This is a genomic window from Sphingobium tyrosinilyticum (genome assembly GCF_042654265.1).
Lineage (GTDB): Bacteria > Pseudomonadota > Alphaproteobacteria > Sphingomonadales > Sphingomonadaceae > Sphingobium > Sphingobium tyrosinilyticum.
Map to the genome: position 1 here is coordinate 1 of NZ_JBHSFZ010000023.1, position 3,510 is coordinate 3,510.

A 3,510-nucleotide genomic window follows, 5' to 3' on the forward strand; every position below is an offset into this window, starting at 1 on the left:
ATTAGGTCCTACATCCTGTTTTGATGAGAGGCGTGTCATGGGATATGATTATCGGGTGGGGTTTGTGACCTACCCTGATGCGGAGCCGGGCAGTCCTGGTGCGAAGGCGCCTTATATTGATCATGGGACGGAGCGGGTTGATCCGAAGCGTTTCTACAGTGCGCAGGAAGCGGCGCTGGAGTGGGATCATATGTGGACAAAGAGCTGGCTCTTTGTTGGGCTCACGCATGATCTGCCGGAGGTGGGCGACTGGTTTAAGGCCGATTATGGCAAGGAGTCCTTCATCATCGTGCGCAACGGTGAGGGGGATGAGGGGGTATCGGCCTTCTTCAATGTCTGCCCGCACCGGGGCAACCGGATCGTGCACAGCGATTTTGGCAGCACAGGGAGCGATGCGGCCGAGGGTGGCTGCATCTTCACCTGCGACTTTCATGGCTGGAAGTTCGGGATCGACGGGCGCAATGTTGAAATCCGCGACGAGATGATCTTCCGCCCCGAGGCGATCGCGCATCGTCCGGGCCTCAAGGCCGTCAAGTGCAGCGTATGGAACAGCCTGGTTTTCATCAACATGGACCCCGATGCCAAGCCCCTGTTGGAGCATCTGGACGTGATCCCCGAGCATTTGGCGCCCTATCCGTTCGAGAAATACCGGGTGCTCCGCGACATCGAGACCTGCTGGGACGCGAACTGGAAGACCGCGCTCGACGCCTTCATTGAATTTTACCATGCCGATGACGTGCATCCGCAGGTAGCGCCCTTCACCGAGACGCTGGGCTGCCAATATGATCTCTACGCCAATGGCAACAGCCGAATGATCATTCCGATCGGTTCGGTGCCGGTTCGCTTCGAGGATCGCGAGACGGTGCCCGAGGGAATGAAGGCTTTCCTGCAATTTTACGGCGGCAATCCCGACGATTTCCTGCACCTGAAGGGCCATGAATATAACAAGGCCTTCGCGCAGACGCGGCGGCAATGGGCCAAGCGGCACGGCTATGACCATTTCGACGCGATGACCGATGACCAGGTCAATGACGACTGGAACTATTTCATCTTCCCCAACATCACGATCAACGCGTTCAGCGATTCACTGCTGCTGCAGATCTTTCGCCCGCACGAAACCGATCCCAGGAAGAGCTATTATCGCGCCATCTCATTGTGCCTGCCGGTGGGGGGATCGCAGGACATGGTGATGGATCCGGGCCAGTTCGGTCCTGAGGCGGTGTCCCCTCCGGGCTGGGACGGGTCGATCCGGCCGGAAAAGGTCGTGCCGCAGACGCTGGAGGATTTCGGATCGGTGCTGGCGCAGGACGCGGTACGCGTGCCCGAGGTGCAGAAGGGCATCGAATCCTCGGCCTTTGACGGCTATGTCCTGTCGGAATCGGAAAACCGCATCCGCCATTATCTCGCCGAGCTCGACCGCCGGATCGGCCGGAGCTGACGCCATGGACATGCCCAGCAACCCTTCGACGAACCTGTTCGAGAGCGTCGAGAATCTCGAGATCAAGCTGTCGCGCACCAAGACGTGGAGCGGCCTGGAGACCGACGCGGCCTATTTTCCGCCCGAGCGCGACGCGGCTTATGCGGAGAAGCTCGGCGATCCGGGCAGCTACCCCTTCACGCGGGGCGCCTATCCGCAGATGTATCGCAGCCGCATGTGGACGCTGCGCAACATCGTGGGCTACGGCTCGCCGGAGGATACGCGCCAGGGGCTGGAGATGGTGCTGCAGGCGGGCGGCACCGGGGTCAGCATCGTGCCTGATCCGCTGACGACGCAGAGCATCGACCCCGATCATCCCGCTTTCGGCCCCGAGGTGGGGCTGGAAGGCTGCTCGCTGCCCACGACCCGAGACATGGAGCGGCTGCTTGACGGGGTGGACTTGGCCAAGGTCGACACCGCTTGGCACTGGGCGGCGATGGCCTATCCGCTGGTTGCCTCGCTGCATGTGAAGCGGGGCCAGCCGCTCGCGACGCTGCAGGGCTCGAACATGCCCGACATGCTGCAGGAGACGCTGTGCGGCTGGGGCAAGCGGATCGCGCCGACCGAGCTTGCTCACCGCACCACGGTGGACGAGGTGGAGTTTTCCGTGCGCAACAGCCCGCGCTGGGCGCTGGGCATGCCGCAGGCCTATGACCTGCGCGAGCGCGGCCTGTCGCCCGCCGGCGAGATTGCACTGGGCATGGCGATCATCAACAAGACGATGGAGGACCTGATCGCGCGGGGCCTGACCGTCGACGAGGTGGCGCCCAGCCTTGCCTGGGTGTCGACGTCGGACATCGACTTTTTCGAGGAGGTGGCCAAGTTCCGCGCGCTGCGCCGCACCTGGGCGCGTACGATGAAGGAGCGGTTTGGATCGCAGGACGTCCGTTCGCAGCGGCTGCGCATCGCCTGCCACACGTCGGGCAAGTCGCTGGTCTACAAGCAGCCGCTCAACAACCTCACCCGCACCGCGATCCAGAGCCTGGCGGCGCTGTGCGGGGGCGTGCAGTCGCTGGAGGCCTGCACCTTCGATGAGCCGGTCTGCGTGCCCACGCACGAGGCGCGCGAACTGGCGACGCGCCAGCAGCAGATCCTGGCCAATGAAGTGGGCGCCGCGCGGGTCGCCGATCCGTTCGGGGGCAGCTATTATATCGAGGCGCTGACCGACCAGGTGGAAGCGCAGGCGATGGCGATGCTGGCGCAGCTGGAGGAGAAGGGACTGCTCGAGGCGATCGCCAGTGGCGACGTCGAGCGGACGATGGACGACTTCAACTTCGACCTGCAGCGCGAGATGGACAGCGGCGATCGCATCATGGTGGGGGTCAACCGCTTCGTGCCCGAGGACGAGCCTGCGCCGACCCGGTTCAAGTTCGACCGGACCAACACCTATGCGCATATCCGGCGGTTCAGCGAGCTCAAACAGCAGCGCGACCAAGCGGGCTGGGCGGCTTCGCTCCAGACCGTCTACAATGCCGCGCGCGCGGGCAACAACCCGATGCAGGCGATGATCGACGCGTTCGTCGCCGACGCCAGCATCGGCGAGATCTGGGGGACGGTGCGGGTGGCACACGGCTATGACTATGACCCCTATGGCCACATCCTGGCACCGCTGAGCTACACATGAGCAGACCCAATACCGTACGCTGCATGCTGGGCATGCTGGGCACCGACGTCCACTCCAAGGGCATCCGCACGCTGGCGCGGCTGCTCGACGAAGCCGGCGGGATCGATGTCGACTATATCGGCGAGCATAACAGCGTCGAGGGCATGGCCACCGCGGTTGCCGAGCGCAAGGCCGACATCGTGGGAATCAGCTTCTCCTCGGCCGCCTATGTCGAATATACCCGCCAGCTCATCGAGGCGATGAAGGCTAGGGGCGTGGGCCATGTGCCCGTGATCCTGGGCGGAATCATCCATCCCGACGATGTCGACGAGCTCAAGGAAATGGGCGTCGCAGGCGTGTTCGGCGCAGGATCCAAAACCGAAGACATCATCGCCTTCGTGCAAAATGAAGGCAATCCACAAAGATGATG

General features: G+C 63.2%; 3 protein-coding genes. All 3 read left to right on the top strand.

Annotation, left to right across the window (positions count from 1 at the left end; all coding sequences use genetic code 11):
- Window positions 1–1,438: aromatic ring-hydroxylating oxygenase subunit alpha (locus ACFO3E_RS10955; protein WP_380804685.1), on the top strand; the 1,438-nt coding region annotated here is incomplete at its 5' end.
- Between the two features lie 4 nt (window positions 1,439–1,442).
- On the top strand, window positions 1,443–3,101 hold the full coding sequence (locus ACFO3E_RS10960; RefSeq protein ID WP_380804688.1) for a methylmalonyl-CoA mutase family protein: 1,659 nt from the start codon (window positions 1,443–1,445) through the stop codon (window positions 3,099–3,101).
- Entirely contained in the window at window positions 3,098–3,508 is a 411-nt protein-coding gene (locus ACFO3E_RS10965; RefSeq protein ID WP_380804690.1) for a cobalamin B12-binding domain-containing protein, read from the top strand. The genes ACFO3E_RS10960 and ACFO3E_RS10965 overlap by 4 nt, the downstream gene beginning before the upstream one ends.
- The last annotated feature ends 2 nt before the right edge of the window (window positions 3,509–3,510 follow it).

Coding starts and splice junctions, on each gene's coding strand:
- ACFO3E_RS10960 (WP_380804688.1), top strand. CDS start 1,443: ATGGACATGCCCAGCAACCCTTCGACGAACCTGTTCGAGAGCGTCGAG.
- ACFO3E_RS10965 (WP_380804690.1), top strand. CDS start 3,098: ATGAGCAGACCCAATACCGTACGCTGCATGCTGGGCATGCTGGGCACC.